General features: G+C 55.7%; 25 protein-coding genes. 21 read left to right on the forward strand and 4 right to left on the reverse strand.

Features of this window, described 5'->3' with window-relative positions; all coding sequences use genetic code 11:
• Nucleotide 1: 1 nt before the first annotated feature.
• From BUA49_RS11435 to BUA49_RS11455, 5 genes are all read left to right on the forward strand, one after another.
• Nucleotides 2-2221 carry a xanthine dehydrogenase family protein molybdopterin-binding subunit gene (locus BUA49_RS11435; RefSeq protein ID WP_072797888.1) on the forward strand — a complete coding sequence of 740 codons (2220 nt, stop codon included), beginning with the start codon at nucleotides 2-4 and terminating at the stop codon, nucleotides 2219-2221.
• Between the two features lie 75 nt (nucleotides 2222-2296).
• Nucleotides 2297-2923, forward strand: a complete 627-nt coding sequence (locus tag BUA49_RS11440; protein WP_072797889.1) for a methylthioribulose 1-phosphate dehydratase — start codon at nucleotides 2297-2299, stop codon at nucleotides 2921-2923.
• On the forward strand, nucleotides 2920-3480 hold the full coding sequence (locus BUA49_RS11445; RefSeq protein WP_072797890.1) for a 1,2-dihydroxy-3-keto-5-methylthiopentene dioxygenase: 561 nt from the start codon (nucleotides 2920-2922) through the stop codon (nucleotides 3478-3480). Before BUA49_RS11440 ends, BUA49_RS11445 begins: the two co-directional genes overlap by 4 nt.
• Entirely contained in the window at nucleotides 3477-4166 is a 690-nt protein-coding gene (mtnC, locus tag BUA49_RS11450) for an acireductone synthase (RefSeq protein WP_072797891.1), read from the forward strand. The genes BUA49_RS11445 and mtnC overlap by 4 nt, the downstream gene beginning before the upstream one ends.
• A gap of 34 nt (nucleotides 4167-4200) precedes the next feature.
• Nucleotides 4201-5256: a DUF3080 domain-containing protein gene (locus BUA49_RS11455; RefSeq protein ID WP_072797892.1), complete on the forward strand. Its 1056-nt coding sequence runs from the start codon at nucleotides 4201-4203 to the stop codon at nucleotides 5254-5256.
• Nucleotides 5257-5283: 27 nt separating this feature from the next.
• Here BUA49_RS11455 and BUA49_RS11460 read toward each other — a convergent pair whose 3' ends face one another.
• Genes BUA49_RS11460 through arsC form a run of 4 tightly spaced genes read right to left on the reverse strand, consistent with a single transcriptional unit; the run spans nucleotide 5284 to nucleotide 8530 of the window.
• The gene (locus BUA49_RS11460) at nucleotides 5284-7098 is read right to left on the reverse strand and encodes a GspE/PulE family protein (protein ID WP_072797893.1); all 1815 of its coding nucleotides are present in this window, start codon (nucleotides 7096-7098) and stop codon (nucleotides 5284-5286) included.
• Nucleotides 7099-7127: 29 nt separating this feature from the next.
• Complete coding sequence (locus BUA49_RS11465) at nucleotides 7128-7487, reverse strand: DUF2069 domain-containing protein (protein ID WP_072797894.1); 360 nt, start codon at nucleotides 7485-7487, stop codon at nucleotides 7128-7130.
• A gap of 53 nt (nucleotides 7488-7540) precedes the next feature.
• Nucleotides 7541-8146, reverse strand: coding sequence for an NAD(P)H:quinone oxidoreductase (wrbA, locus tag BUA49_RS11470; protein ID WP_072797895.1), 606 nt, complete (start codon nucleotides 8144-8146; stop codon nucleotides 7541-7543).
• A 30-nt stretch (nucleotides 8147-8176) separates the two neighbouring features.
• Complete coding sequence (gene arsC, locus BUA49_RS11475) at nucleotides 8177-8530, reverse strand: arsenate reductase (glutaredoxin) (RefSeq protein WP_072797897.1); 354 nt, start codon at nucleotides 8528-8530, stop codon at nucleotides 8177-8179.
• 137 nt (nucleotides 8531-8667) lie between these two features.
• On the opposite strand from arsC, the gene BUA49_RS11480 reads away from it, so the two are divergent.
• The 16 genes from BUA49_RS11480 to rpoS all read left to right on the forward strand — a co-directional run bounded on the left by BUA49_RS11480 (nucleotide 8668) and on the right by rpoS (nucleotide 26581).
• Complete coding sequence (locus BUA49_RS11480) at nucleotides 8668-9072, forward strand: TlpA family protein disulfide reductase (RefSeq protein WP_175547593.1); 405 nt, start codon at nucleotides 8668-8670, stop codon at nucleotides 9070-9072.
• 71 nt (nucleotides 9073-9143) lie between these two features.
• A complete protein-coding gene (gene dnaE, locus BUA49_RS11485) occupies nucleotides 9144-12626 on the forward strand; it encodes a DNA polymerase III subunit alpha (protein WP_072797901.1) in 3483 nt (1160 codons plus the stop codon).
• A gap of 157 nt (nucleotides 12627-12783) precedes the next feature.
• The gene (accA, locus tag BUA49_RS11490) at nucleotides 12784-13737 is read left to right on the forward strand and encodes an acetyl-CoA carboxylase carboxyl transferase subunit alpha (RefSeq protein ID WP_072797903.1); all 954 of its coding nucleotides are present in this window, start codon (nucleotides 12784-12786) and stop codon (nucleotides 13735-13737) included.
• A complete protein-coding gene (gene tilS, locus BUA49_RS11495; protein ID WP_072797904.1) occupies nucleotides 13721-15061 on the forward strand; it encodes a tRNA lysidine(34) synthetase TilS in 1341 nt (446 codons plus the stop codon). The genes accA and tilS overlap by 17 nt, the downstream gene beginning before the upstream one ends.
• A gap of 87 nt (nucleotides 15062-15148) precedes the next feature.
• A complete protein-coding gene (locus BUA49_RS11500) occupies nucleotides 15149-16777 on the forward strand; it encodes a CTP synthase (protein ID WP_072797905.1) in 1629 nt (542 codons plus the stop codon).
• Between the two features lie 2 nt (nucleotides 16778-16779).
• A complete protein-coding gene (gene kdsA, locus BUA49_RS11505) occupies nucleotides 16780-17625 on the forward strand; it encodes a 3-deoxy-8-phosphooctulonate synthase (protein ID WP_072798639.1) in 846 nt (281 codons plus the stop codon).
• Between the two features lie 84 nt (nucleotides 17626-17709).
• Nucleotides 17710-19005: a phosphopyruvate hydratase gene (eno, locus tag BUA49_RS11510; protein WP_072797907.1), complete on the forward strand. Its 1296-nt coding sequence runs from the start codon at nucleotides 17710-17712 to the stop codon at nucleotides 19003-19005.
• Between the two features lie 206 nt (nucleotides 19006-19211).
• Nucleotides 19212-19484: a septum formation initiator family protein gene (locus BUA49_RS11515; RefSeq protein ID WP_072797909.1), complete on the forward strand. Its 273-nt coding sequence runs from the start codon at nucleotides 19212-19214 to the stop codon at nucleotides 19482-19484.
• Between the two features lie 44 nt (nucleotides 19485-19528).
• On the forward strand, nucleotides 19529-20230 hold the full coding sequence (ispD, locus tag BUA49_RS11520) for a 2-C-methyl-D-erythritol 4-phosphate cytidylyltransferase (RefSeq protein ID WP_072797911.1): 702 nt from the start codon (nucleotides 19529-19531) through the stop codon (nucleotides 20228-20230).
• Nucleotides 20231-20257: 27 nt separating this feature from the next.
• Nucleotides 20258-20737, forward strand: coding sequence for a 2-C-methyl-D-erythritol 2,4-cyclodiphosphate synthase (gene ispF / locus BUA49_RS11525; protein WP_072797913.1), 480 nt, complete (start codon nucleotides 20258-20260; stop codon nucleotides 20735-20737).
• Nucleotides 20734-21819, forward strand: coding sequence for a tRNA pseudouridine(13) synthase TruD (truD, locus tag BUA49_RS11530; RefSeq protein ID WP_072797915.1), 1086 nt, complete (start codon nucleotides 20734-20736; stop codon nucleotides 21817-21819). Before ispF ends, truD begins: the two co-directional genes overlap by 4 nt.
• A gap of 57 nt (nucleotides 21820-21876) precedes the next feature.
• A complete protein-coding gene (gene surE / locus BUA49_RS11535; RefSeq protein WP_072797916.1) occupies nucleotides 21877-22647 on the forward strand; it encodes a 5'/3'-nucleotidase SurE in 771 nt (256 codons plus the stop codon).
• Nucleotides 22648-22670: 23 nt separating this feature from the next.
• Nucleotides 22671-23300: a protein-L-isoaspartate(D-aspartate) O-methyltransferase gene (locus BUA49_RS11540; protein ID WP_407656704.1), complete on the forward strand. Its 630-nt coding sequence runs from the start codon at nucleotides 22671-22673 to the stop codon at nucleotides 23298-23300.
• A gap of 74 nt (nucleotides 23301-23374) precedes the next feature.
• Nucleotides 23375-24295, forward strand: a complete 921-nt coding sequence (locus BUA49_RS11545; RefSeq protein ID WP_323807523.1) for a DUF368 domain-containing protein — start codon at nucleotides 23375-23377, stop codon at nucleotides 24293-24295.
• Nucleotides 24296-24618: 323 nt separating this feature from the next.
• The gene (locus tag BUA49_RS11550) at nucleotides 24619-25413 is read left to right on the forward strand and encodes a peptidoglycan DD-metalloendopeptidase family protein (RefSeq protein ID WP_323807524.1); all 795 of its coding nucleotides are present in this window, start codon (nucleotides 24619-24621) and stop codon (nucleotides 25411-25413) included.
• A gap of 157 nt (nucleotides 25414-25570) precedes the next feature.
• Nucleotides 25571-26581, forward strand: a complete 1011-nt coding sequence (gene rpoS, locus BUA49_RS11555; protein WP_072797923.1) for an RNA polymerase sigma factor RpoS — start codon at nucleotides 25571-25573, stop codon at nucleotides 26579-26581.
• The last annotated feature ends 136 nt before the right edge of the window (nucleotides 26582-26717 follow it).

The following is a 26717-nucleotide window of genomic DNA, read 5'->3' on the forward strand; positions in this document are numbered from 1 at the left end:
CATGGTGATGAACCGACGCGACTTTCTCAAAGTAAGTGCCGGCACCTCCGGCTCTCTGATGCTGTCTCTCTCGCTTCCCGGCTGCTCGGGAATGCCAACTGGCTACACGCAGGAAACAGGCGAGTGGAAGCCCGATGCCTGGCTTGAGATAACGGATAACGACGAGATTCATTTTACGCTGGCCCGTGTCGAGATGGGGCAGGGTACTTATACCGGGCTTACCACCCTGATTGCGGAAGAGTTGGAAGTCGATCCGGAAACGATCACCCCCAGGTTTGCGCCTGTGGCGCCGGAATACCGTAACCCCTTGTACAAGCTGCAGCTCACCGGCGGCAGTACCAGTATAGCAACCAGCTGGGAGCCACTGCGGACGGCGGGTGCCTCGGCACGGCAGATGCTCATTATGGCGGCTGCGAGAGTCTGGCAGGTTGGCGCAGCAGAGTGCTCGGCGCAGCAGGGCCGGGTGGTTCACCCCAACAGGCTGGACTCCATGCGCTACGGTCAGCTGGTGGAGTTGGCGTCCAAAGAAGTCATACGTGGTGAGGTTGCACTGAAGCCGGCCAGTGAATGGAATTACATCGGCAAGCGCCGGGGCAGACTTGATGCTCGGGCCAAATCCACAGGCACGGCTGTTTACGGAATAGATGTTGAGCTCCCCGGTATGGTTTACGGCGTGGTGAGCCGACCGCCTCGATACGGTGCGCGAGTCAGGGCCTTCAATGAGGGTGAAGTCCTTGCCATGCCGGGTGTTTTTGACGTGTTTGAAATTGAGCGCGGTGTCGCGATTGTAGCCGACAAATACTGGCGTGCCCGCAAGGCTCAGGAAGCACTGAAAGCAGAGTGGGACAACGCGGATGCCCTGTCGATTTCCACCGATGAGGTTTTTGCTTTTTACAGGCGCGCGGCCGATGAAGATCCCGGAGAGTCTGAACGTAACGAAGGTGATTATGAGGCTGCGGCCCGCGAAACAGTGAAAAGTGGGGTCGGGAAGATAGTTGAGGCGGAATACAGTCAGCCCTATCTGGCCCATTCAACCCTGGAGCCCATGAACGCCACGGCGTGGTACCGGAACAACAGCATCGAAGTCTGGGCGCCGACCCAGGCTCCGGATCTGGGCCGCATTGCCGCGGCTCGGGTAACCGATCTTTCCCCGGGTGATATTACGATCAATACCACCTTTCTCGGCGGCGGGTTTGGACGCCGACTGACTCAGGACTACATCGAAGAAGCTGCGGCGGTCGCTTACCGGGTGAAAAAACCGGTTAAGGTGATCTGGTCCCGTGAAGAAGATACGCAGCACGACTTGTATCGTCCGGCCATGCTGCACCGGATGCAGGCCGGTCTTGATGGTGATCAGCTGACTGGTTGGCATCACCAGATCGTCGGCCCTAAGCTGCTGGACTGGTATGTGCGCAATGCGGCTCCAGCTCAGTTCCCCTGGGCGCCGAAGTTCATGTACGACACCCTGGGTAAAGTCGGTTTGCTTGCTGAAGGTATTGCAACGCCCAAGGATATGTCGGCCATCGAAGGGGCGATTGAGTACCCCTACAATGTAGATAATATTGATATCCGCCACACACATGCTGATCCTGGTGTCCCGGTTACCTTCTGGCGATCAGTGGGTTACTCGCATAATGGCTTTGCTGTCGAAACCTTTATGGACGAGCTGGCTTACGAAGCCGGAGAAGATCCCTATTATTTCCGCCGTAAGCTGCTGACGGGCCAGCCCCGCCATCTCGAGGTTCTCGACAGAGTCGTGCAGCTAGCCGGCTGGGACAAGCCTGTTGTGGAAGGGCGTGGTCGAGGCATAGCGCTGTGCAAGAGCTTCGGAACCTTTGTGGCGCAAGTAGTGGAAGCCGGCTTGGAGAACGGGGTCATCCGGGTGTACAAGGTGGCGTGTGCCGTGGATTGCGGCCAGGTGGTCAACCCGCGCATTGTGGAAGACCAAATTGAAGGCGGGATCATCTTTGGTCTGACTGCAGCGCTTTACGGTGAGATTACCTTTGATAATGGCCAGGTGAATCAGAGTAACTTCCACGATTACCAGCTGATGCGGCAGTATGAGCTGCCTGAGGTGACGGTGGAAATCGTGGAGAGCACTGAAGCTCCAACAGGTGTCGGAGAGCCAGGTGTGCCCCCGGTTATCCCGGCCCTGGGCAACGCGCTGTTTGCCTTGACGGGCAAGCGTCAGCGTAGCTTGCCCCTGAAAGCCGATGCCTGACGCAGCACCTGCTCCGATTGGCATCATTTACGAACAGCCCTTGAGCCATGCTCCTCACCTGTTGGAAGATAAACCGTGTTTGATGTAAGCCGATATGCTGTTGTTGCCGAAGATATTGTGGATGCAGGGCGTTTTCTTTACGGACGCGGCTGGTCTCCGGCCACAAGCAGCAACTATTCTGCCCGTATAGACAATGAACACGTTGCTATTACGGTATCCGGCCGCCATAAGGGACAGCTGGGTGTGGGTGATGTCATGGTGGTCGATCTTCAGGGTAAGCCGGTGCAAAGTGACTGCCGCGCCTCTGCGGAAACCTTGTTACACACGGCGTTGTATCAGGTTTTTCCTGATGTTGGTGCCATTCTTCATACACATTCAGTTAACGCGACGGTGTTAAGCCGGCTTTTGCCGGCGGGTGAACGCTTGGAGTTTGAAGGCTATGAACTGCAAAAAGCGTTCGACGGCACTGAGACCCACGATTCAACTACGACGGTTCCGGTTTTCGAAAACACCCAGGACATTGAAGCGCTCGCCCGGGAAACCCGGGAATGGTTCCTCGAGCACCCGGCGCAGCCTGGCTACCTGATCCGCGGGCACGGGCTGTATACCTGGGGCAAAACCATGGCTGATTGCCTGCGGCATGTGGAAGCCTTTGAATTTTTGTTTGAATGTGAACTTGCAACCATGAGGGTTCGCCCATGACGACTCTGAGTATTTTTGACGCACATAATCCGGACGCAGCCAGGACGGTAACGGATGACGCCGCAGAAATCGGCCGGTTGCTGGAAAGCAAAGGTATCCGCTTTGAGCGTTGGTCAACGCAGGAGCTGCCGGCGGATGCGGCTCCGGAACAGATTCTGGAAGCCTACAGCAGCGAGATTGCGAAGCTGAAGGCCGAGAACGGTTTTCAGACTGCCGATGTGGTGAGTCTCAATCCGGATAACCCCCAGAAAGACGTTTTCCGCCAGAAGTTTCTGGATGAGCACACCCACAGCGAAGACGAGGTGCGCTTTTTCGTGCGCGGGCAGGGCATATTCTATCTGCATCTTGGCGACCAGGTCTTTGCGGTTCAGTGTCAGAAAAACGACCTGATCAGCGTGCCCGAAGGCACCCGGCACTGGTTTGATATGGGCCCCGAACCGGAGTTTACCTGCATTCGCCTGTTTACCAATCCCGAAGGCTGGGTAGCGGATTTTACCGGAGAGGATATTGCCGGGCGCTTGCCGCGTTTTGAGGAGCTGGAAGGTGCGGCCGTATGATCCGCGTGATTCTTACAGATATTGAGGGCACAACCAGCTCCATATCCTTTGTGCACGATGTATTGTTTCCCTACGCAGCTGAGCACCTGCCGGCGTTTGTCCGCGAACAGCAGGAAACCCCTGAGGTTTCAGAGCAGCTTGACCTGGTGGCAGAAGAGTCCGGGACAGACCGCGGGGATGTCGAAGCGCTGATTAAAACGCTCCAGGCCTGGATTCGTGAAGACCGCAAGGCGACGCCGCTCAAAGCGCTTCAGGGAATGGTCTGGGAGCAGGGTTATCAGCAGGGCGAGCTTAAAGGTCATATATACGAAGATGCCGCACAGTATCTGCAGTACTGGCACGATCGTGGCCTGCGTTTGTATGTTTACTCATCAGGCTCGGTTAAAGCTCAGAAGCTGATTTTTGGTTTTACCACGGAGGGCGATTTCACGCCGTTTTTCTCCGGTTATTTTGATACCCGGATTGGCGGCAAGAAAGAACCGGAAGCCTATCGCAATATTCTAAGTGAGCTTGGTGTAGACGCAGGAACGCTTCTGTTCCTGTCAGATGTTGAAGCCGAGTTGGAGGCCGCTGAGGCCGCCGGCATCAAAACTGCCTGGCTTATCCGGGACGGGGAACTGCCGGAAACCGAGCGTTTTGTGGCCCGGAATTTTGCAGAAGTGGACGCTCTGCTGCAAAAGCGGTAGCCGTTCGCCAGTCGGCTGGCGCCAGGAGGTAATCATGTCAGGAACTTCATTAGCCAGACTGCTTATCTCCGGCGCGATTGTGTTTCTGCTGGCGGGTTGCAACCCGTTTTCAGATGCCCGCCCAATGATGGACGAATACGTGGAGCGGGTTGGCCGGGTGCTGGACTTAGAGCCAGAGCTTTCGGAGATTCCTGCTGCAGAGCTGATGCCGAGGCGTCGTAACCGGGTGCTGCAGATGCCTGATCTGGAGCTGGGCATGCTGGACTTCCTGTCGCTCTATGGTTGTGAGCTGCAATACGTGGTTGGCGAGAAAAACTCCGTCATGGGCAAGGTGATGCAGCCCCTTAATCGCCTGCGCTATGAAGTTCGCTTTATTCGCACCGCCGGCGAGTGCCTGGAAACGGTAGACGAAGAGAAGCTTAAAGCTTTACTGCGGGAGGCCATCGCCAGCAAGCGTGAATCACTGCCAATTGCTATCTGGAACGCAACCTGGGGCGTGGAGGAGGTGGAAACACTGTTCACGCAGGCTAAGGGTGAGTATCCGGTAGAGGCTAAAGATCCGCTCTCGGATCTTGCCCGGGATGTGCGCCAGTTAAACAAAGCAGTGGGCGCGCTTCTTGAGCAAAGCCTTGATGTGGACCTGGTTTTCTGGGGCAAGGTACATCAGCGCTGGCAGGCGGAATACCTGGCAGGCCAGCTGATCAACAGTGCCCGGCTTGTGACTACCCGTCTCGGTGATGCCGCCCGCCTCATCCGCCAGCGGCTGGAGGGTCGTCCACTGTGCCTCAACGGCAAACCCAATAGCCAGTCTGATATTGTTCAGGGTATGTTCTTCAGTATCTACATCGGAAAAATTCAGCCCTATCTGGCTGACCTGCGGCGTGCCCGTACCGATCTGATAGAACCATTATCCGAGTTGGCGGTTATGCAGGCTGGCTCAATGCCTGAGCAATTCGAGGGGTGGTATCAGTCAGTGCTGGCTCTGGAAGGGAACAAAAGCGTGTGGGCGAGCCTGGATAAGGCCATTGAGACCCATACCAAAGGCTGGCAGGCGCTGCTTGAGCAGTGTGGGTTGCGGCCCGGCGCATAGGCTTCAATTTGCCCCCTCCCCCCGCCGTCAACGCTGGCTTTCCGGCGTTACCCTGAGGATTTCTTCAACGGTGGTCAGGCCGCTGGCTACTTTCTGTGCGCCGCTTAACCGCAGTGACTTCATGCCCTCCCGGTAGGCGTCCAACCGCAGCTGTTCCAGTTCACAGTGATCGGTGATCTGGCTCGTTAGCGCGCCTGAAAGTGTCATGATTTCATACACACCCGCACGGCCAAGGTAACCGGTATTACGACATTCCAGGCAGCCTACAGGTTGGTGGAACTGTTTTGGCGGCGGAGCTTTCCAGGGCTTGGTCAGAGTCTGCCAGGCCTGGATGTCAACGGGGGCCGGGGCTTTGCAGTGTGGGCACAGAGTGCGAACCAGGCGCTGGGCCATAACTCCCAGTATGGTTGCGCGAATCAGGTAGGGTGGGATGCCCAGTTCCATCATCCGGGTCAGAGCGCTTGGTGCATCGTTTGTGTGCAGTGTGGAGAGCACAAGGTGCCCGGTCAGTGCTGCCTGCACCGCCATTTCGGCGGTTTCCCGATCGCGGATTTCGCCAATCATGATGATGTCCGGATCCTGTCTCAGCAGAGCCCGGACACCGGTAGCAAAGGTCAGGTCGATATTTGTCTGGACCTGCATCTGGTTGAACGCTGGCTCAACCATCTCGATGGGATCTTCGATGGTGCAGACATTCAGCTCGGTAGAAGCGATCTGTTTCAGTGTGGAATACAGGGTTGTCGTCTTGCCGGAGCCAGTGGGGCCGGTTACCAGCACAATTCCGTGCGGCTTTGAGGTTGCCTCTTGCCAGCGCTCCCGGTCTTCGCGGCTGAACCCCAGCTGTTCATAGGATTTCAACAGTACATCCGGATCAAATATCCGCATCACCATTTTTTCCCCGAACGCCGTCGGCATGGTGGCCAGGCGCAGTTCCACTTCGCGGTTGTCGGGTTTGCGGGTTTTCAGGCGACCATCCTGCGGCCGTCGCTTTTCAGCGACGTTCAGCCGTCCCAGAATCTTAAGTCGGCTGGTAATGGCCATGCCCACGTGTTCCGGAAACTCATAAACACTGTGCAACACGCCATCAATCCGGAAACGGATATGTGTCAGCGTGCGCCTTGGCTCAATATGAATGTCGGATGCGCGCTGATCAAACGCGTACTGCAATAGCCAGTCGACAATGCGCACAACATGCTGGTCGTTGGCATCTGCGCTGTCACTGGCGCCCAAATCCAGTAGTTGCTCCAGATTCTGGTGGCCGGCGCTATTGCCCGATGTCTGGCCCCCACTGGCTTTATTGACGGAGTTTGCGAGTTGGTAAAACTCGACGGAGTAGCGGCGGATATCTTCCGGGTTCGCTACTACCCGGCGGATATCTTTGCGCACTGCCTGGCGCAGGTTGCCCTCCCAGTCTTTTTTGAAGGGTTCGGCGCTGGCTACCAGGATTTCTTCCTGCCCGATCTCTACAGCCAGAATACCGTGACGCTGGGCGAATGCGTAAGACATGACCCGGGCAATCGCAGGTGTATCTATTTTCAACGGATCAATGTGGTAATAGGGCTGATCCGCCCAGTCTGCCAGCCATTGTGTCAGCCGGTCGAGATCCAGAGTTTTTCCGCTTTTTTCACTGGTTAGTGCAGCGATCGCCACCAGTTCCAGCGGGTGACGCTTTGCCGCCCGATTGCTGGCAACCCCGAGGTTGGCAGAGAGCACCCGCTCTGCGTTGTCCTGGCTGATTTCGCCATCGCTGATCAGTGCCGTGCAGATGTCCCGCAGAGTCAGGGTGCTCCGTGGCGGTGCGGGTGGTCGCGATGGCTGCGCTGTTTTATCGGACTCGGGCATAAGGTGTCACTTTCCGGTGCTGGAGCATTTCAGCCTGTAACTGGCCGATTCACCTTAAGGTGAACCATCGCCATGGTAAACAACAGGAAGGTGAGTAACGTCACAACAACCGGGCCTGGCGCTCCCTCGCTAAGCCAGGCAGAAACCACCCCCTGAGTGAAGTAAAAGATCACCACGAAGGCCAGCCAGATATAGCCACGATTGTTGCCCCGGAAGACCGGTATTGCTAACGCCAGCAGCGGAATCAGTTTGACTGAAAGTATCAGCACTATCGAAACCCCTTCGACCGGTGCAGGGTAAAAGGTTGTAATCAGTAGGGCAGCCAGAACGGCCAGGTAAAGAAACTGGGTTGCGCGTGCGGTGTGCCGGGCTTTGGGGTTATGTAGCATGGTCGGATTCCAAAAATGTATAAAGAGCTTTACGTTGCGCGGCTGTGTTCGTGTCAGTCTGCCAATCTTAGTGCCAGCTTTGCCAGGCGTTCGCCAAAGAGCTGACAGAGCGCCTTTTCATGTTTACTCAGGGGCTGCTGTTCAGCGGTTCCGGCCCAGTGCGAGGGGCCATAAGGTGTGCCCCCGGTTGCGGTTTTACTCAGGTTTTGATCTGTGTAGGGCAGGCCACACAACACCATGCCGTGGTGAAACAGTGGCATCATCATGGTCAGCAGCGTAGTTTCCTGGCCTCCATGCAGGCTTCCGGTTGAGGTAAATGCCCCCGCCGGTTTGCCAACCAGAGCTCCACTGAGCCAGAGATCACCGGTGGTGTCCAGAAAGTGCTTGAGAGGTGCCGCCATATTGCCGAACCGGGTCGGGCTGCCGATGGCCAGGCCGGCACAGTTGGCCAGGTCAGACTTGCTGGCATAGGGAGCGCCCGCATCCGGAACCTGTGGCAGAGAGACTTCTGTATCTGGCGATACAACAGGAACGGAGCGCAATTTTGCTTCAATGCCGGTAACTCTTGCAACACCCCGGCCTATCTGGCTGGCCATTTCTGCAGTCTGCCCGTTGCGGCTGTAGTAGAGAATCAGAATGTAGGGCTGTTGCTCGGGCATGTCGGTTTCTCTCAGTCAGCGGTCGTAAAATCAGAGAATCGTCAGAACGTTTTCCGGTGGCCGGCCAAGGGCGGCTTTGCCGTTGGCGAGCACAATCGGCCGCTCAATCAGTTTCGGGGTTGCTACCATAGCAGCAATCAGCTGCGCGCGACTCAGGTCCGGGTTGTCCAGGCCAAGTTCCTTGTATTCATTTTCGCCGATCCGCATCAGTTCTCGGGGCTGGCGGCCGAGCGTTTCAAGAATGTCTGAAAGTTCCTGCTCTGTTGGCGGCGTTTCCAAGTAGCGTATAATTTCTGGCTCTATACCCCGCTCTGTCAGCAACTCAAGAGTCTGGCGGGATTTTGAACAACGGGGGTTGTGGAAAATCTGGATGGGTTCTGTCATCTTCGTGCCTGTTTGTTGAAATGGATGCTGCAACTATTGGTGTTGTGGTCCGCAGTCTAACAGGAGGTTTTCTCGTGCAGAACCCTGTCATCCCTCGGTTACCCCGGAGGGCAGCCATTGCAGGTGCGTTGGTTTTGATGGCTTTACTGGTGGGTTGTCAGAAGGTTGAACTGGAACGGGCTGAAGGCCCGAAACTCGCATGGGATGACCTGCGCGGTCAGTGGGTGCTGGTTAACTACTGGGCGGAATGGTGCAAACCCTGCCTCGAGGAAATTCCGGAGCTTAACGAGCTCGACAAGGCGCCGGATATTACTGTACTCGGGGTAAATTTTGACGATGTGAGGGGCGACGCTTTGGTGGATCTCGGTAAGCGCATGGGCATTGATTACACCATGCTTGCTCAGGACCCGGGGCCGGAATTTGACTGGCAACTCCCGGTTGCGTTGCCAGCTACCTTCATCGTGAACCCTGACGGGGACCTTATGGAGGCTCGCTTTGGTCCGCAGACGGAAGAAGATATACGGGCATTGATTGGCGGCTGAATGCCGCGGGCTCTTTCAAGCACTCTCTTTCAGCCCCCTAACGAATATACATGCAGGAACGACCTGACGTTATGTCGCAGACTTTTGTACACCTTCGCGTGCACTCCGAATATTCCATGGTGGACGGCCTTGTTCGTGTTAAACCGCTGGTCAAACGCGTTGTGGAACTGGGAATGCCGGCCGTGGGCCTTACAGAGCAGTCCAACATGTTCTCGCTGGTTCGGTTTTATAAGGCGACAACCGGCGCAGGTGTAAAGCCTGTCATTGGCGCGGATCTCTGGTTGGAGAACCCGGACGAACCGGAAAACCCGTTCCGGCTGACGCTGCTGGCCCGGGATAATGACGGTTACCTCAACCTCACAGAGATAGTTTCCCTTGGGTATACCGAAGGACAACGCTACGGCAAGCCGATTGTGCAGCGCCGGTGGCTGGAAAGCAGGCCTGGCGGCCTGATTGCCATGTCTGGCGCCAAAATGGGCGACGTGTGCAAGGCATTGCTGGCGGGCAAGCCTGAGCTGGCAAAAGCCCGGGCCGAGTACTGGATGAACCTGTATCCGGATTCTTACTACCTTGAGCTACAGCGAACCGGCCGCCCGGGAGATGAGGACTGCCTGCACATGAGCGTTGAGCTTGCGGAGAGTCTCGGGCTCCCCGTGGTTGCCACCAATGACGTCCACTTTCTTGAGGCCGACGACTTCGAAGCCCATGAGGCCCGGGTCTGCATCGGGGAAAGCCGGGCGCTGGACGATCCACGCCGTGATCGTCGTTTCAGCGATCAGCAATACCTCCGCAGCGCGGAGGAGATGATCGAATTATTCAGTGATATTCCTGAAGCTGTTCAGAACACCGTAGAGATAGCGCGGCGCTGCTCGGTGACCGTGCGTATGGGTGAGTACTTCCTGCCCAATTACCCTGTGCCCGAAGGCATGACCATGGACGACTACTTCCGCCAGGTATCGGAGGAAGGGTTAGAAGGTCGCCTGGCAAAAACTCTTCCCAAGGACGATCCCGATTACGACAGCAAGCGCGAAGCCTATTATAAGCGGCTGAATTTTGAGCTGGACATCATCATTCAGATGGGATTCCCCGGCTACTTCCTGATCGTAATGGACTTCATCAAGTGGGCCAAGAACAACGGCGTGCCGGTGGGGCCGGGTCGTGGTTCCGGTGCCGGCTCGCTGGTAGCCTATTCCCAGCTCATTACGGATCTGGATCCGCTGGAGTACGATCTTCTGTTCGAGCGCTTCCTGAACCCTGAGCGGGTATCCATGCCCGACTTTGACGTCGACTTCTGCATGGAAGGGCGGGATCGCGTTATTGCATATGTCGCCGAAAAGTACGGCCGGGAAGCGGTTTCCCAGATCATTACCTTCGGAACCATGGCCGCCAAAGCTGTGGTGCGGGACGTTGCCCGGGTCCAGGGCAAGTCCTACGGTCTTGCAGACAAACTGTCCAAAATGATTCCCTTCGAAGTGGGGATAACGCTGAGCAACGCCATTGAGCAGGAACCAGCGCTCAAGGAGTTCCTGGCGCAGGATGAAGAAGCCCAGGAAATCTGGGAAATGGCTCTAAAGCTTGAGGGTGTTTGCCGGAACGCCGGTAAACACGCTGGTGGTGTGGTCATTGCGCCTACCAAAATAACCGATTTCTCGCCGCTGTACTGCGATGATGAAGGCGGTAGCCTTGTTACCCAGTTCGACAAAAATGATGTGGAAGATGCGGGGCTGGTGAAGTTCGACTTTCTTGGCCTACGAACGCTGACCATCATCGACTGGGCGCTGAAAATGATTAACCCGCGGCGGGAAAGTCGCGGCTTGGCGCCGCTGGACATCAGCGAAATTCCGCTGGCTGACCCGGCCTCATTCGTGATGCTCAAAAAGGCTGAAACCACCGCCGTATTCCAGCTCGAATCCCGCGGCATGAAAGACCTGATCCGCCGTCTGCAGCCGGACTCCCTGGAAGACATGATCGCCCTGGTGGCCCTGTTTCGCCCCGGGCCCCTGCAGTCGGGCATGGTTGATGACTTTATCGATCGGAAGCATGGCAAACAGCCGATATCCTACCCGCATCCGGATTACCAGTACGATGGCCTGAAACCGGTTCTGGGGCCCACCTATGGGGTTATCCTCTACCAAGAGCAGGTTATGAAGATTGCTCAGGTGATGGCTGGCTATACCCTGGGCAATGCGGACATGCTCCGGCGGGCCATGGGTAAGAAAAAACCTGAAGAAATGGCCAAACAGAAGCAGTTTTTCCTGGATGGCTGTGAGAATAACGGGATCAACAAAACGCTTGCGGAAAATATCTTCGACCTGGTGGAGAAGTTCGCGGGTTACGGCTTCAACAAATCCCACTCTGCCGCTTACGCACTGGTGTCCTATCAGACTCTGTGGCTGAAGGCGCACTACACCGCCGAGTTCATGGCTGCGGTACTGACCGCGGATATGCAGAACACGGACAAAGTAGTCACGCTGGTGGAGGAGTGCCGCAACCTTAAGCTGGACCTGGTGTTGCCAGATGTAAGCCGGTCGGAATATACCTTTACCGTTAACGATGAAGGCCAGGTTGTGTACGGCCTTGGCGCGATTAAGGGGTTGGGTGAAGGCCCGATTCAGGCCATCGTGGAAGGCCGTGTCAGCGGTGAGCCCTACCGAGATATTTTCGACTTCTGCCGCAAAGTTGATCTCAAAAAAATCAACAAGCGGGCCATGGAAGCCCTTATCCGTTCCGGCGCCATGGACAAGCTCGGTGCCAGCCGCGCCCAGCTTATGGGAAGTATTGCAAAAGCAGTTCAGCAGGCAGGTCAGCAGTCGCGTAATGAATCCGTGGGCATGACTGATATGTTTGGCGAAATGCTGGAAGCCAGTGACGGTGGAGACCCCTACGCAGACGTAGCCGATGTGCGGGAATGGCCTGAGAAACAACGCCTGAAAGGTGAAAAAGACACCCTGGGGTTGTATCTGACAGGGCACCCGTTTGATGAATACGAGCGGGAAGTCCGGCGTTTTGTACGCTCACCCATTTCCGATCTCAAGCCCGGCAAATCACCGCAACGGGTTGCCGGATTGGTGGTTGCACAGCGAACCATGAAAACGCGCACGGGTTCCACCATGTGCTTCATTACACTGGATGACCGGAGCGCGCGAATTGAAGCCACACTGTTTTCCGAAGCTTTCTTCGAGAACCGGGAGCTACTGCAATCAGATCAGGTAATTGTGGTTGAAGGCCAAGTGAGCCACGATGATTACTCCGGGCAAATGAAAATGCGTGTTAGCTCGGTAATGGATGTGCCTGGAGCCCGAAAACAGTTCAGCAAAGGCCTGAAACTGAACCTGCACGCTGACCAGCTGCAGAATGGCCTGCTGGATAAGATCGACAGCACGCTAAGGCCGTTTCGCTGCGAGGGCAGTCCCGTATGGATCGAATACAGCAGCCAGGAAGCCAGCACCCGGATTGAACTCGGAGAAGCCTGGCGGGTGCAGCCGGACGACAATCTGCTGCTGGAGTTGAGATACCTGATGGGCGACCAGTGCGTGGAACTGGTCTATGATTAATTGACGAAGGCAAAGTGTTGCATGGTAGATTAAATATTTGTCAGATTACGGACTCATACCAATGTCCGCTTTAGCCATGAACCGGGCGCTGCTATCTTTGTCCCAAATTCTGTGTTGGCGGAGTGTTGTCCCGCCTGGCAACAAATGATGGAACATCATGAACCCTAATTATCTGGATTTCGAACAGCCGATTGCCGACCTTGAAGCCAAGATTGAAGAGCTTCGTATGGTGGGCAACGACACCGACATCAACATTTCTGATGAAATTACCCGGCTGAAAAAGAAAAGTGTCAGCCTGACCGAAAGTATATTCTCGGATCTGCATCCCTGGGACGTTGCCCGGCTTGCGCGGCACCCTCGGCGCCCCTATACGCTGGATTACATCGAAATGATTTTTGAAGATTTCGATGAGCTTCACGGTGATCGTCGATATGCAGACGACCAGGCCATTGTGGGCGGCACCGCGCGGTTGAACGACAGGCCCGTGATGATTATCGGCCACCAGAAAGGCCGCGAAGTGCGGGATAAGGTCAAGCGCAATTTTGGCATGCCGCGCCCGGAAGGTTATCGTAAGGCCCTGCGTCTGATGGAAATGGCAGAGCGCTTCAGAATGCCCATTCTCACGTTTATAGACACCCCGGGCGCCTATCCCGGCATCGGTGCAGAAGAACGCGGTCAGAGTGAGGCTATTGCCTTCAATCTGGCGGTCATGTCACGGCTCAAGACGCCGATCATTTCTACCGTAATCGGTGAAGGTGGTTCGGGCGGTGCACTGGCCATAGGCGTATGCGACCAGTTAAATATGCTGCAGTATTCGACCTATGCGGTCATATCGCCGGAAGGTTGCGCGTCCATTCTCTGGAAAAGTGCCGAGTACGCTTCTCTGGCGGCTGAGGCCATGGGTGTGACTGCGGACCGTCTGAAGGATCTCGGGCTGGCTGACAACGTCATTTCCGAGTCTCTTGGTGGTGCCCACCGCAACCCCGAAAAAACGTCTGAAGCCTTGCGTGAAACTCTTGCAAACGGTCTGGCAGAGCTCAGTCGCCTGCCTCTGGATGAGCTGGTATCCCGGCGGTATGAGCGGTTAACCCGCTATGATACCGGGCGCTAAGCCCGCACCAGGGTATGCCTTTCCGGAGGCTTTGAGTGCGCCGGTGAAGGCCATTTCTGGCTACCGGCGGCTTTGGGTTGCACTCAGCGGCGGTCTGGATTCTACCCTTCTTCTGCACCTTGCCGCGCTCTGCCATCCGGGAGTGCGGGCGGTGCATATCAATCATCAGCTTCAGGCCAATGCCGGCGAGACGGAAGACTTCTGCCGCGAATTGTGTGCCGGGTTGGCGGTGCCTCTTGTGGTTCAGCCGGTGTCGGTCAAACGGGGTGCTGGCCCAGGTGAAGGCCTTGAGGAAGGTGCCCGCAAGGCTCGTTATAAGGCCTTTGAAGCGCTTCTTGAGTCTGGCGATATTCTGCTGATGGCCCATCACAGTGATGATCAGGCCGAAACCGTTCTTTTCCGCATGTTCCGTGGTAGCGGTGTTGCCGGCCTTGCCGGTATGCCCGAAAGCCGCCCGCTGGGTGCTGGCCGCCTTGCCCGGCCATTACTATGCTTTGAGCGATCGGAGCTTGAGCACTATGCTCATCGAGCAGGGCTTTCATGGGTTGATGATCCCAGCAATTCAGATCAGCGGTTTGATCGCAACTTCCTCCGTCTCAGTATTCTGCCGGCGCTCAAAGGGCGCTGGCCTGGCCTGAATCAGCGCTTGCGATACAGTGCGGGCGCCTGTTCGGAAAGCGATTTTCTGAACCAGCAGCTGGCGGAATTGCAGTGGCAGGTCTTGGGGGCACATAGACGTCGTCTGCCGGTCGCAGGGCTGAGTGCGCTTTCTCTTGCAGAACAGAAAAACCTTCTGCGCTGGTGGATCCGGCGCTCGGGATATCAGCCCCCTTCAATCAGCAACTGGTCACAGATACTGCATGATTTATTGCAGGCTGCAGAGGATCGGTCTCCTGAGTTGCGGGCAGACGGCTTTAGCTTGCGGCGTTTTCAGGGCGAGCTTCACCTGGTCTCCGAAATGGATGCTTTGCCGGAAGAGCCTGTAACCCTCGAACCTGGCGAGACAGTAGACTGGGGCGAGTGGACGATCCGGCTGATACCAGGATCCACCGCGAAAACTGATGTGCCGCCAATACGAATATGTACGAGGCAGGGTGGGGAACGCATCCGTTTTTACGCGAGCGGACCCTCAAAATTGCTTAAAAAATGGCTTCAGGAAAAGGCTGTTCCGCCTTGGCAAAGGGGCCGTCTGCCCCTGATTTTCGGGGATGTAGAGGGTGAGAAAGATCTGATCGCCATTGGCGATTTATGGTGTTCTGAACGATACTGCGGAAGCGCCCCTGCGGCAGGCTGGCGGCTGATTGTAGAGCGGGATTGTGATTGAGTCGTTTAGGGCTTTCTGGTAGTCTGGCGTCCCATCTTGAGATGACAATCTCCCTCCTTCACAGAACCTGATAATCATGGAATCTGCATGACGCGTTATATTTTCGTCACCGGCGGTGTTGTGTCCTCACTGGGGAAAGGAATCGCATCGGCTTCACTGGCAGCGATTCTTGAGGCACGCGGCCTGAAGGTCACTATCCTCAAGCTGGACCCTTACATCAACGTTGACCCGGGTACCATGAGCCCGTTCCAGCACGGTGAAGTCTTTGTCACCGAAGACGGCGCTGAAACCGACCTCGACCTTGGCCACTACGAGCGCTTCATCCGTACGCCGATGAGCCGCCGTAATAATTTCACGGCCGGTCGTGTATACGAAGAGGTTATCCGCAAAGAACGCCGCGGTGATTATCTTGGTGGGACCGTACAGGTTATTCCCCACATCACCGACGAGATCAAACGCCGTGTCGTTGAAGGCGCAGCCGGTGCGGATGTGGCTCTGGTTGAAGTGGGTGGTACCGTTGGTGATATTGAATCCTTGCCTTTCCTGGAGGCCTGTCGCCAGCTGAAGGTTGAAGTGGGTTCCTCCCGCGCGCTGTTCATGCACCTGACACTGGTGCCCTACATCGCTACTGCCGGCGAAATCAAGACCAAACCGACCCAGCATTCCGTGAAGGAAATGCGCTCTATCGGTTTGCAGCCTGACATTCTGCTGTGTCGCTCCGACCATGAAGTGGATGTCAGCTCCCGACGGAAGATCGCGCTGTTCACGAACGTGGAAGAGCGTGCTGTCATTCCGATGCGTGATGCCAAATCCATATACGCTATTCCTCGCATGCTACACGAGCATGGTCTGGATCAGTTGGTTATTGAGCGCTTCAATCTTGATGCACGCGAGGCGGATCTGAGTGAATGGGATAATGTCGTCGAATCACTGATGAACCCGGAGCACGAAGTGACGATTGCCATGGTCGGCAAGTACATGGAACTCCTCGAGGCCTATAAGTCGCTGATCGAATCTCTGCTCCATGCGGGCATCAAGACCCGTACCAAGGTCAAGATGAATTACATTGATTCAGAAGACATTGAGCGCGACGGTACTCAAGTGCTTGAGAGTGCGGATGCGATCCTGGTTCCTGGCGGCTTTGGCGAACGCGGCGTAGAGGGCAAGATCCGCACCGTACAGTACGCCCGTGAAAATAAAGTTCCTTACCTGGGTATTTGCCTGGGTATGCAAGTGGCGGTTATTGAATACGCCCGCAACAAAGCCGGCCTGGTCAATGCTCACAGCACCGAATTTCGCGAGCACACACCGGAGCCTGTGATTGGCCTGATTACCGAGTGGCTGGATGCGACCGGAGAGCGCGAAGAGCGCACAGACGAATCGGATCTTGGCGGAACCATGCGCCTGGGTGCTCAGGATTGCGTGCTGACAGAGGGTTCCAATATCGCTAACTGCTACGGCAGAAAAACCATACGTGAGCGCCATCGTCATCGCTACGAGGTGAACAACCACTTCCTGCCGCAAATGGAAGCGGCAGGCCTGCAGGTTACCGGTCGTTCCACCGATGGCAAGCTGGTAGAAGTGGTAGAGGTTGCCGACCATCCTTGGTTTGTGGCTTGCCAATTCCACCCGGAATTTACCTCCACGCCCCGCGACGGTCACCCGCTGTTCAAGGGTTTTGTGGAAGCGGCATTGGCAAAACGTAAGGAATCCTGATGATGGCTCAGAGTACCGTTACTGTTGCTGATATCGATATTGCCAACCACAACCCGTTTGTGCTGTTTGGTGGTATGAACGTTCTGGAATCCCGGGAGCTGGCGTTCGAGGTTGCGGAAAGCTACGTTGAAGTTTGCCGCAAACTGGGCATTCCTTACGTGTTCAAGGCGTCTTTTGACAAGGCTAACCGGTCTTCGGTGCACTCGTTCCGGGGGCCGGGGCTGGATAAAGGCCTGCAGATACTGGCCGATATCAAAAGCAAGTACGGCGTTCCGATTATTGCTGATGTTCATGAACCGGGTCAGGCGGCGCCTGCTGCAGTGGTTTGTGACATCATCCAGTTGCCAGCTTTTCTGAGCCGCCAGACTGATCTGGTGGTTGCCATGGCGGAAACCGGCGCGGCGATCAATATCAAGAAAGCCCAGTTTCTGGCGCCGCAGGAGATGAAGCACATCATCACCAAGTTTGCAGAGGCCGGAAACGACAGGGTGATATTGTGTGAGCGGGGTAACAGCTTCGGGTACAACAACCTTGTGGTCGACATGCTCGGCTTTGGCATCATGAAGTCCATGAATGTGCCGGTGATGTTTGATGTAACCCATTCGCTGCAGATGCCGGGCGGCCGCTCAGATTCTGCCGGTGGCCGCCGTGCCCAGGTGACTGATCTGGCACTGGCCGGCATGTCTCAGGGGTTGGCGGGGCTGTTTCTGGAGGCCCACCCGAACCCGGATGAGGCCAAGTGCGATGGCCCCTGTGCGCTGCGATTAAGCCAGTTGGAGCCTTTTCTGCAGCGAGTGAAAGCCGTTGACGACCTTGTGAAGAGTTTTAAACCTATCGACACCGCCTGATTGGCGGTGTTCGTGTTTTAGTCCTGCGCTTGATCAGACTTTTGTTAATGACCTTTGTAATTGAAAACTTGGAGACTCCTTAGAATGACCAAGATTGCCAATATTAAAGCCCGTGAGGTTCTGGATTCTCGTGGTAACCCCACGGTAGAAGCGGACGTGATCCTGGAAGATGGAACTCTTGGCCGTGCTTGTGCTCCGTCCGGCGCCTCTACAGGTTCTCGGGAAGCGCTGGAGCTGCGCGATGGTGATGCCTCCCGTTACCTCGGTAAGGGCGTGCTCAAGGCAGTTGAGGCCATTGACACCAGGATTTGTGATGCACTGAAAGGCAAAGATGCGGCTGACCAGCGTGGGCTGGACAACATCATGCTGGAGCTGGATGGTACCGAGAACAAAGCCAATCTGGGCGCGAATGCCATTCTGGCCGTGTCATTGGCCGCCGCGAAAGCCGCAGCGAAATCTTTGGGTAAGCCGCTTTACGAGCACATTGCCGATATTAACGGCACCTCCGGTAAGTTCAGTATGCCTGTGCCGATGATGAACATTCTGAACGGTGGTGAGCACGCGGATAACAACGTAGATATCCAGGAGTTCATGGTGCAGCCCGTTGCTGCCAAGAGTTTTGCGGAAGCTTTGCGCATCGGTGCCGAGATCTTCCATAGCCTGAAAAAAGTGCTGAAGGCGCAGGGTCTGAACACTGCAGTGGGTGATGAGGGCGGTTTTGCTCCCAACCTGCCGTCTAACGAAGCGGCTCTGGCGATTATCAAGGAAGCCGTTGAAAAAGCCGGTTACAAGTTGGGCACCGACATTACCCTGGCCTTGGACTGCGCCGCCTCCGAATTCTACAAAGATGGCCAGTACGTATTGGCTGGCGAAGGGAAGAGCTTCGATTCTGCCGGTTTTGCCGATTACCTGGCGGGCCTGGCCGAGCGTTACCCCATTGTGTCCATTGAAGACGGCATGGACGAGAGCGACTGGGACGGCTGGAAGGTGTTGACCGACAAGATTGGCAGTAAGGTACAGCTGGTGGGTGATGATCTTTTTGTCACTAACACCAAGATCCTCAAGCGTGGTATCGACACGGGTGTGGCTAACTCCATTCTGATCAAGTTCAACCAGATTGGCAGCCTTAGTGAGACTCTGGATGCCATCAAGATGGCGCAGGATGCCGGGTTTACGGCGGTGATTTCACACCGCTCTGGTGAAACTGAAGATACAACCATTGCAGATCTTGCCGTTGCTACCTGTGCGGGCCAGATCAAGACAGGCTCTCTTTGCCGCTCCGACCGCGTTGCCAAGTACAACCAGTTGCTGCGTATTGAAGAGGTGCTGGGCAGCAAGGCTCCTTATCGGGGCCTGAGCGAGATTAAGGGGCAAGGCTGAGACAAACAGCTTCCGTTTTGGCCTTTAACCCTCTGGGTTTCAGGTGACAGAATGTTAAGGCCGTCGTGTTTTGAATGAAAATTCAGTCATGATGGCCTTTTTGGCCAATCAGTTAGAAGAATTTGTTGCTAATCTACTCTAAGGTCTATACTTAAAACCCGGTGTTTGATTTTTGATCGCTTGCCTCCTGAACGGAATCGGTATTAATGAAGTTGCTCTGGACTTTCATGGTTGTTCTCATTCTCCTGCTGCAGGTGCGTCTGTGGGCCGGGGAAGGCAGCTTTGCGCAGGTCTGGACGCTGGAGAAGTCGATTGCTGAGCAGCGTGAGGAGAACTCCGAACTGTCCACTCGCAATGAGCGCCTTTACGCGGAGGTGCGGAATCTTCGTAACGAGCAGGGCGCGGTGGAAGAGCGGGCTCGGATGAACCTTGGGTTGATTCGCGATGATGAGACCTTTTTTCTTGTTGTTGAGCACTGAGCGGACACTTCCCCGCCACTCTCCAAGCTAAGTGCGAATCGTTCATGAGTCATTCTAACTTCTGGTTGATTGTCCCCGCCGCCGGCGTCGGTCATCGCATGCAGGCTGAATGTCCGAAGCAGTACCTCCGTATCGAAAACCGCTTTATTCTGGATATCACGCTTTCACGACTGCTGGATTCCGGCCTCTTTACTGGCTGCATGGTTCCACTGAATGCTGCTGATCATCGGTGGCAGGGTACTGACGCCAGTAATGACGATCGTATCCAGACCTGCAGTGGTGGTGCCGAGAGGGCGGATTCTGTTCTGGCAGCGCTAAATGCCCTGACAGGACAAGTTGCGGCTGACGACTGGGTATTGGTTCATGATGCCGCCCGTCCTTGTGTTCATCCATCCGATCTCGCGAATCTTGTTTCGACCCTGTCTGATCACCCTGTGGGTGGCCTTCTTGCGACTCCGGTTGCCGATACGCTTAAAAAAGCAGACCGGGGTCAGTTGCCAGAGGTTGTTGGAACAGTGGATCGAAGCCAGTTATGGCGGGCGCTGACGCCGCAGATGTTCCGCTATTCCATGCTGATTGAGGCACTGGAGACGGCTCTGAAGGAGGCGCAGCCGGTTACAGATGAGTCCTCTGCCATGGAGTTTTCCGGTAATATGCCCGTTCTGGTTGAAGGTCGACCGGATAACATCAAGATTACCGTACCCGCTGACCTGGATCTTGCCGGCTTTATTCTCAGCCGGTTTTGAGTTTTCTGGATTTTCCCGGAGTAGATTATGCGAATTGGTCAGGGCTTTGATGTTCATGCCTTCGGCGAGGGCGATGCCGTTATTCTCGGCGGTGTCTCCATACCTTATAGCCAGGGTCTGAAAGCCCACTCTGATGGCGATGTATTGCTGCATGCTCTGGCGGATGCCCTTTTGGGAGCGGTTGCCCTGGGTGATATCGGCCACTTGTTCCCGGATACCAGCGCCGAGTGGGCTGGTGCGGATAGCCGTGATCTGTTGCGTCGGGTCATGGCCCGGGTGGCAGAGGAAGGCTTCGGCGTTCTCAATGTCGACACGACGATCATCGCTCAGGCACCAAAAATGGCGCCTCACATCGAGGTCATGCGCCTGAATATCGCTGAGGATCTGGGCATCCCGGCCAGCCGTGTGAGCGTAAAGGCGACCACCAGCGAAAAACTGGGTTTTACCGGCCGTGGTGAGGGCATTGCCTGTCAGGCAGTGTGTCTGCTTGAGCAGGTGGCATCGTGAGTGAGGCGGAAGCCAGTGCAGGAAACTGGCGTTTGGACTGGCCTGTATCCGCAGGCGCTCGGGTAGCCAGCGCTCATCTGAAAACCGCGCCGGAAGACTTCCGGGTCGGTGAGGTGCTGGAGGAGTTCCCCGAGCAGGCGGAGCCATCCAGTGTTCCCGGCGTTGCCGGTGAAGGGGAGCATTTGTGTTTGCGTCTGGAGAAAACCGGTGATAATACGGAGTTTGTGGCGGGAGAACTCGCTACTCTTGCTGGCTGTCGGTCTTTTGATGTGGGGTTTTGCGGGCTAAAGGATCGCCACGCGGTTACCAGCCAATGGTTCAGTCTTTATCGGCCCGGCATGATGGAAGAAGACACCGCATTGATCGCGCAGATCTCGGAGCGTTGGCCGGTGAAATCAGCCTGTCGCAGTGTGAGAAAACTTCGCCGTGGTGACCATCAGGGGAACCATTTTACCATCAGGCTCCGGCAGATCAGCGCGGACCGTGATGTCGTCGAAAGTGCGCTTGAACGCCTGAAAATACAGGGTGCTCCGAATTACTTCGGTCCTCAGCGCTTCGGTTTTGGGGGTGGGAATCTGGATCGTGCGATTCATATCGACCCTTCGGCCCTGAATCGCCGTGGAGGTCAGGGCAAGCGCAGGGGGCGGGGTAAGCCAGGCGGTGGCAGAGATGGCCGGAAAAACGTATTGTACTTTTCGGCCGCCCGCTCCTGGTTATTCAATGAAGTCCTGGCGTCACGGGTGGCCGAGGGTAGTTGGCGGACACCGCTGCCGGGCGAGCCAACTGAGACTGCAACCGGCCCCTTATGGGGTGATGGCGGTACAAGTGCCAGTAGCGAGGCCGGGCAGCGTGAGCGTGACACCGTGGCACAGACCCCGGAACTGGCATCACTGTTCATGACGACTCGAATGAAGCCCGAGCGTCGCCCCTTGGTTGCCATGCCAGAAGGCCTTAGCTGGTCCTGGCTGGATGATGGTGGTTTGGAACTGGACTTTTTCCTGCAGCCAGGACAGTACGCCACCACGATTTTGAGTGATATTTTTGAGCTGGAGGACATGAGCCTCAGCCACCATAACAAATAATACGGCCAGCGAATTTCGGCTAGCAATTTATTGGAAAGCACTTTTTTGGAGAGCACTGTGCGTATTCTGTTATCAAACGATGACGGTGTTCATTCACCGGGGCTTATCGCACTTTACGAAGGCCTCAAAGGCCTTGGTGACCTTGAAGTAGTAGCGCCAGACAGGGATCACAGCGGAGCAAGTAACGCTCTGACGCTCAACCGTCCCTTGACGGTTGAGCAGCATCTCAGTGGGTTCCGGTCTGTCGACGGTACGCCTACAGACTGCGTGCATCTTGCGGTTAACGGCCTTTTCCGTGAGCCCTTCGATCGTGTGGTCTCCGGAATCAATACCCACGCCAATCTGGGTGATGACATTATTTATTCCGGCACTGTAGCGGCCGCAACGGAAGGTCGCCATCTCGGGTTGCCGGCCATTGCGGTCTCTCTGGTGAGTGACGGGCGTAATCATTACGACACGGCCGCCAGAGTTGTGCGCATGCTTCTGGAAAGTCCGCGTCCTTTTGTTTTAGGGCCTCGCTCCATACTGAATGTGAATGTGCCGGATGTGCCCTGGGAAGAACTCGCCGGGTTCCGCGTGACCCGGCTGGGTGACCGGGAGCGCGCCGAGGGCGCTGTTCCTATGACCTGCCCGCGAGGCAAGGAGCGCTATTGGATCGGTGCTGCGGGGAAAGGCGGCGATGCCGGGCCGGGAACGGACTTCCACGCTGTCTCGCAAGGATATGTTTCGCTTACGCCGGTTCATATTGATATGACCCGCCACGAAGCGCTTGTTTCCCTCAGAAGCTGGGTGGACTCTCTTCAGGCATCCATGGGGGACGGTGCGTGAGTGGTGAGCTTCAGGGTATCGGGATGACTTCCCGGCGCACGCGTATGCGCCTGGTTCAACGCCTCAAAGAATCGGGTATCGAGTCGGATCGCGTTCTGGAAGTCATGGGGCAGGTGCCGCGCCACATTTTTCTGGATGAGGCTCTGTCGCATCGGGCTTATGAGGACACGTCACTGCCTATCGGCTATGGTCAGACGCTGTCTCAGCCCTACATCGTCGCCCGAATGACCGAACTGTTACTCAGGCATGAACCCGCCAGAGTTCTGGAGCTGGGTACGGGGTCAGGTTACCAGACAGCTGTGTTGTCACAGCTGTTTGATCAGATTTACAGTGTTGAACGGATCAAGCCGCTTCAAGACCGTGCCCGGGAGAGGCTGCGGCAGCTCAATATCCGGAATGTCATGCTCAAGCATGCAGACGGTGGCATGGGATGGCCGGAAAGAGGGCCATTTGACGGCATTATTGTTACAGCAGCTCCGATGGAGGTGCCATCGGAGCTGCTGGACCAGCTAGCAGATGGTGGCGTTCTGGTGGCGCCGGTTGGTGAAGAGCACCAGGTGCTTGTGGAAGTGATCCGCAATGGCGACCGTTTTGAACGCCGTGAACTGGAGCCGGTTCGCTTTGTACCCCTGTTGGGAGGAGTTGTCCGTTGACCAATCAGCCGCAGAAAATCAACACGCAAAGCGCTGTCCGCGGACAACATCCCGCCTCAGTGTTTTTGAGGGGCATGGCGATGGGGGCTGCGGATGTTGTTCCTGGCGTATCCGGTGGCACCATCGCGTTTATAACCGGCATTTACTTCCGGCTTCTGGAGGCTATTAGCGCCATTCCGAGGGCTGTGTTCAGGGATCTGTTCCGGGGGAAACTGAGTGCTTTCTGGCAGGCCTGTGATGGCACCTTTCTCAGCACGCTGCTGGCAGGCATTCTTACCAGCATTGTTACTATGGCATCCGGGATCAGCTTCCTGCTTGCCGAATACCCGATTCTGATCTGGAGCTTTTTTTTCGGGTTGATTCTCGCGTCTGTCTGGCACGTCGGCCGTCAGGCACGACACTACCGCGTATCTCTGCTCTTTCCTCTTGTTATTGGTATTGTCGTTGCGTGGTGGATCACAACCCTGTCTGTAGGCCAGCTTAACCCCTCCGCTCTGACCTTTTTCGCCGCCGGAGCTGTAGCAATATGCGCGATGATCCTGCCCGGTATTTCCGGCAGCTTTATTCTGGTTATTGTTGGTATGTACGCTCCGGTTCTGGCGGCCATAAAATCCTTTGATATCGCCGTGTTGCTGCTGTTTATGGCAGGCTGTCTGGTGGGCCTGCTGTCGGTAGCAAGGCTGATTACCTGGGCTTTTCACAAGTATCATGACCATGTGCTGGCGCTGCTTACCGGCTTCATGATTGGTGCACTGAATAAGGTATGGCCGTGGAAGGAGACTCTCAGCTGGCGAACCAACAGTTCCGGCGAACAGGTACCTTTGAGTGAGGTCAGCATCAGCCCTGGGGCATTTGCGGATCTCACTGGTCTGGATCCGCAGATTGCGACAGTCGCGGCAATGGTCATCGTCGGTATTGTTCTTGTGCTGCTGATCGAGTGGTTTGGTGGGCGCTACCAGAAAGCGGAGCAGGCGGTGTCCGATAGTGCCGGGTAATTCCTGAGGGGCCCCGTGTTACCTTTACAGGCACACTATTGTTCCCGCCCGTAACAAAGACGGTGAGGGGTAACAGGGATGGGTACTGAGTAACTTGGATTTGAATTCAAAATGTGCAATAAATTAGCGAGTTGCTTTTGAAACTTCAGGATCTTCTTTGAACAGATTCAGAGCCAATACAGATTCCTCATAACCGGGCCGGTGTTATTCCAGTGAGATTGTTACGTGGGTCAGCTCAAGCCGGATTGTCGGCCTCCCCGCGGTTCCTCTTTGGTGCCCACTCTTCTGCCTGCACTTCTGAAACCGGTAAGTTCTGGTTTTTTCTGATTGCATTTCTTTTTCTTTCGGGATCACTGAGCGGCTGCAACACGCAGGCGCTTTACCGGGATGATATTTATAATCCGCCAGTTTACTGGGGGCGCCATGTCGTCCGCGAGGGTGAGACTTTGTACGGTATCGCCTGGATCTACGGCCGCGATTACCGGGAGCTGGGCAATGCCAATGGCCTCAGTCCACCCTGGACTATCCGGGCCGGGCAGGTGCTTCGGTTGGACCGTCGCGGCACTGCTACATCCGGCAGTGGTGGTCGTGCCACCGCAAAGGCATCCAGGCCATCCGCAAACACATCCGCCCGGGCATCCGGAGCCAGATCCCCTGTACCGACGCCAGCGTCTACCCGGAAACCCGCTGTCACCCGACAGTCGGACAACTCTGCCCCACTGGCTTCCCGAACCCAGACAGTAGCCAGTATCCCGTGGCGCTGGCCTCACTCTGGCACCGTAATTGCAGGCTATTCATCATCCGGAAAAGTCAACAAAGGCGTTGATATTGCCGGAAAAGCCGGGGATGCTGTAAGAGCTGCCGCAGATGGAAGTGTGGTCTACGCTGGCAATGGTTTGTTGGGTTATGGCAATCTGATTATTGTGAATCATAACGAGCAATATCTGAGTGCGTACGCTCATAACCGGAAGATTCTGGTTAGTGAAGGGGAGGGAGTAAAAGCTGGACAAGTTATAGCAGAACTCGGCGGCAGTGGTTCAGATCGCCCCATGTTGCATTTTGAGATCCGAAAAAATGGTAACCCGGTCGATCCAACTCATTATCTGCCACCACGCTAATGACAGATGCAGTGCTTAAAATAAGAAGAAGTGATGGCAACAGCCCACATAAGCTTGCCATTGAAGAAGTCCTGAAGAGAAAAGAAATAACCATTGCCCGCAACAAAAAAAAGTATCGGGCAGAAATCCAGGATTGTTGAAAGGCGGGGCAAGAGATATGTCAGCAGAGCAAGAAGGTATGATTGTTGATCGCATAACAGGCGTTGATGGCTCTTCAAACGTTGATGACTCTGAGGATCAGTTACTCGCAGAGGAAAAAACCGATAAGAGCGCCCCGGAGGCTGCCGAAGCCAATGAAGGATTCCCCACCCAGGGGCGTTATTACGCCAGTGCAAAGCAGCTGGATGCCACTCAGCTTTATCTCAACGAAATTGGTTTCTCACCACTTCTGACACCGGAAGAGGAAGTCTATTTTGCACGCCTGGCGCGCAAAGGTGAGGATTCTGGCCGTAAACGAATGATTGAGAGCAACCTGAGGCTGGTTGTTAAGATTGCTCGCCGCTATGTGAATCGAGGGCTCACTCTGTTGGATCTGATCGAAGAGGGTAACCTCGGGCTGATCCGTGCGGTTGAAAAGTTTGACCCGGAGCGGGGCTTCCGTTTCTCCACCTACGCAACATGGTGGATTCGCCAGACGATAGAGCGGGCCATCATGAACCAGACCCGCACCATCCGCTTGCCTATTCACGTAGTTAAGGAGCTGAACCTTTATCTGCGAGCTGCTCGCGAACTGACGCAGACGCTTGATCATGAGCCCTCTGCGGAAGAAATTGCAAAGAAGGTGGACAAGCCGGTCAATGATGTAAAGCGTATGCTGGGGCTTAATGAGCGCGTTGCCTCCATGGATATGCCAATCGGTGCCGGTGGCGAAAAGTCCCTACTGGATACAGTGGCCGATGAGGGCGCCTCTGATCCCGCAGACGTACTGCAGGAAAGCAACATGTGTTCCTGTCTTGGGAAATGGATAGACCAGCTCAGCGAGAAGCAGCAAGAAGTCCTGTCCCGGAGGTTCGGCCTCAGAGGTTACCCGGTCAGCACGCTGGAAGAAGTCGGGCAGGAAATTTGCCTGACCCGGGAGCGGGTTCGACAGATTCAGGTAGAGGCGTTGCGGCGTTTACGTGAAATTCTCGAAAAAGAAGGCCTGTCTGGAAACCTTCTGTTCAAATAGCCTTTCTGACGTAACATCCGGAACGCCGGCCATGTCTCATGGCTGGCGTTTTCTGTTTTAGTATCCCTGCAAATGAGAACCAGGTGGCGCTTCGCCCCTTTCGGCCATTGTTAGAATAGCGTCACCGGGGGCTAAG

The organism is Marinobacter antarcticus (genome assembly GCF_900142385.1).
Taxonomy (GTDB): Bacteria; Pseudomonadota; Gammaproteobacteria; order Pseudomonadales; family Oleiphilaceae; genus Marinobacter; species Marinobacter antarcticus.

Bases quoted from the DNA above. Each gene is read 5' to 3' on its own strand.
- accA (WP_072797903.1), top strand. From the start codon at position 12,784: ATGAACCCTAATTATCTGGATTTCGAACAGCCGATTGCCGACCTTGAA.
- BUA49_RS11515 (WP_072797909.1), top strand. From the start codon at position 19,212: ATGAAGTTGCTCTGGACTTTCATGGTTGTTCTCATTCTCCTGCTGCAG.
- BUA49_RS11545 (WP_323807523.1), top strand. From the start codon at position 23,375: ATGGCGATGGGGGCTGCGGATGTTGTTCCTGGCGTATCCGGTGGCACC.
- BUA49_RS11500 (WP_072797905.1), top strand. From the start codon at position 15,149: ATGACGCGTTATATTTTCGTCACCGGCGGTGTTGTGTCCTCACTGGGG.
- rpoS (WP_072797923.1), top strand. From the start codon at position 25,571: ATGTCAGCAGAGCAAGAAGGTATGATTGTTGATCGCATAACAGGCGTT.
- BUA49_RS11460 (WP_072797893.1), bottom strand. From the start codon at position 7,098: ATGCCCGAGTCCGATAAAACAGCGCAGCCATCGCGACCACCCGCACCG.
- wrbA (WP_072797895.1), bottom strand. From the start codon at position 8,146: ATGCCCGAGCAACAGCCCTACATTCTGATTCTCTACTACAGCCGCAAC.
- BUA49_RS11480 (WP_175547593.1), top strand. From the start codon at position 8,668: ATGGCTTTACTGGTGGGTTGTCAGAAGGTTGAACTGGAACGGGCTGAA.
- BUA49_RS11540 (WP_407656704.1), top strand. From the start codon at position 22,671: ATGACTTCCCGGCGCACGCGTATGCGCCTGGTTCAACGCCTCAAAGAA.
- eno (WP_072797907.1), top strand. From the start codon at position 17,710: ATGACCAAGATTGCCAATATTAAAGCCCGTGAGGTTCTGGATTCTCGT.
- BUA49_RS11455 (WP_072797892.1), top strand. From the start codon at position 4,201: ATGTCAGGAACTTCATTAGCCAGACTGCTTATCTCCGGCGCGATTGTG.
- mtnC (WP_072797891.1), top strand. From the start codon at position 3,477: ATGATCCGCGTGATTCTTACAGATATTGAGGGCACAACCAGCTCCATA.
- BUA49_RS11435 (WP_072797888.1), top strand. From the start codon at position 2: ATGGTGATGAACCGACGCGACTTTCTCAAAGTAAGTGCCGGCACCTCC.
- BUA49_RS11445 (WP_072797890.1), top strand. From the start codon at position 2,920: ATGACGACTCTGAGTATTTTTGACGCACATAATCCGGACGCAGCCAGG.
- kdsA (WP_072798639.1), top strand. From the start codon at position 16,780: ATGGCTCAGAGTACCGTTACTGTTGCTGATATCGATATTGCCAACCAC.
- dnaE (WP_072797901.1), top strand. From the start codon at position 9,144: ATGTCGCAGACTTTTGTACACCTTCGCGTGCACTCCGAATATTCCATG.
- ispD (WP_072797911.1), top strand. From the start codon at position 19,529: ATGAGTCATTCTAACTTCTGGTTGATTGTCCCCGCCGCCGGCGTCGGT.
- tilS (WP_072797904.1), top strand. From the start codon at position 13,721: ATGATACCGGGCGCTAAGCCCGCACCAGGGTATGCCTTTCCGGAGGCT.
- ispF (WP_072797913.1), top strand. From the start codon at position 20,258: ATGCGAATTGGTCAGGGCTTTGATGTTCATGCCTTCGGCGAGGGCGAT.
- arsC (WP_072797897.1), bottom strand. From the start codon at position 8,530: ATGACAGAACCCATCCAGATTTTCCACAACCCCCGTTGTTCAAAATCC.
- BUA49_RS11465 (WP_072797894.1), bottom strand. From the start codon at position 7,487: ATGCTACATAACCCCAAAGCCCGGCACACCGCACGCGCAACCCAGTTT.